This is a genomic window from Microcoleus sp. B5-D4, assembly GCF_036705145.1.
Classification (GTDB): domain Bacteria; phylum Cyanobacteriota; class Cyanobacteriia; order Cyanobacteriales; family Microcoleaceae; genus Microcoleus.
Genome location: NZ_JAUBTV010000187.1, coordinates 1 through 1619 on the forward strand (window position 1 = coordinate 1; position 1619 = coordinate 1619).

2 protein-coding genes are annotated in these 1619 nt (G+C 42.6%); both read left to right on the plus strand.

Going from position 1 to position 1619, the window contains the following annotated elements; genetic code table 11:
* The first annotated feature begins 60 nt into the window (after window positions 1-60).
* Window positions 61-363, plus strand: a complete 303-nt coding sequence (locus QUB10_RS34105; RefSeq protein WP_333207549.1) for a hypothetical protein — start codon at window positions 61-63, stop codon at window positions 361-363.
* 292 nt (window positions 364-655) lie between these two features.
* Window positions 656-1552 carry a hypothetical protein gene (locus tag QUB10_RS34110; protein ID WP_333207550.1) on the plus strand — a complete coding sequence of 299 codons (897 nt, stop codon included), beginning with the start codon at window positions 656-658 and terminating at the stop codon, window positions 1550-1552.
* Window positions 1553-1619: the final 67 nt, after the last annotated feature.

Below are 1619 nucleotides of genomic sequence, written 5' to 3' on the forward strand. Positions count from 1 at the left end.
CTCTTGTTTCATCTGTAGAAAAAATTCTTAAAGAATTTGGAGATAATTATGTAATTAATTTTGCTTAACTACTTATTAGAAGGGGGGGGTTGCTTGCAATCTGTACCTGCGGCGGTGTGGTTGGGTGAGAGTTATGGGGTTTTGGGTGAGGAGGAGAAGTGTCGGGGTTGGTTGGAGAAGGGGTGCGTTGGCGCTCTGGAATTGATGAATTTTAATCCGGGTGTTGCACATTACTGGTGTGGTAGAGCGTTGTCGGGCTTGGGGGATGTGGGGGGTGCTGTGCAGAATTATCGAGATGCTTTGAGTCGGCATTTGTTTTATCCGGCTCGCGGGGAGGTTAAGGAAGGGTTGGAAGGTTTGTAGATTGTTGTTGGGAAGGGTTCTTGTGGTTGAGGCTTTGTTTATTGGGCGCATCTATTTAGGAAAAAAGCTTCAAAATCAAAAAAATCACAAGTTCCTATCTGAAAACGTTCTAATAGCAGAACAACACCAAAATGTTAGCTTCTCCTCAAATGAAAAATTAAATTTCAATGGTTGAGACTTAACTTTTTGGTAGAAGGATTCACTGCTTCCTCTAAACCGAATAGATGTAAAGCAGCTTTTTTAATTTCAGACTTCACCCTAATAAATAGTGAACAAATAGAAGGAATACAAAATGAGCAACGAGCAAAATAAACTTCCTGCGGGTGCCTGGGAAACTGGTGGCAAAGATTTCACTCAACAAATCACACTTAATGGTCGTTCAGACATTGGCTGGGGAACTGTTAATACATCAGATCAACGTTTGTACGGATATATCCAGTTTCTGCCCTATAAGTTGACAGGGAATGATCCTTCCTACGACTACTACGCATTTGTGGGGTCGATGACGCATGGTGTTACTACATCGAAAAACAATGTGTTATCTGTAGGTTACTATGCTACAGAGATGGATCTGGTAGTTACTTGTCTAACCGAATCGAGTACAGTGTCCCAATACGGTCCTGACTCAACTGTTGGTACAAATACGACCAGCTTTACTATAGGAGCAGGCTTGCAGGGAGGCTTTAAAGGCGATGAAGCAACTGGTACAGCAGGAATTAATGCTTCTTGGGGTGTGAGCTTTGCAAGTCCAGATGTTAGTTTTTTAGCCAGTCGTTTGGAAAACGGTGTAACTTGGCGCTGTAAATTGCCATGTATAAGTTTTAAAAGTCCTGGCATACCAGCAGACCCTTTTCCAGCTTCTGCGGCTGGTTATACTTGGAAACCAGCTCTAATTGTTAAAGTTCCCAAAGGCAAACCTCCGATTCTTGAGATTAGTGTAAGAATACAGTGGAACTTTGACTACACTCGCGGAATTACTAATGACGTAAAAAGTTGGGTACAGACTTTCACCTATAACTACCAAGATGTACCATCAATAAAAGACGGAGCTTTGCTCAAAGGAAGTAGCCCGGAAATTTATGTCATGGAGTCGGGCAAGCGTCGATCGATTCCGGATCCTGCTACCTTTGAAGCTAGAGGTTATAAGTGGGATGCGGTTATCACTATCTCTGGCTCGGACTCAGGGTAAGCTCATCTAATTTGGTATAAATTGTACTTGACAAAACAAACAAAATACACAGGTAGCCCGCTCGTCA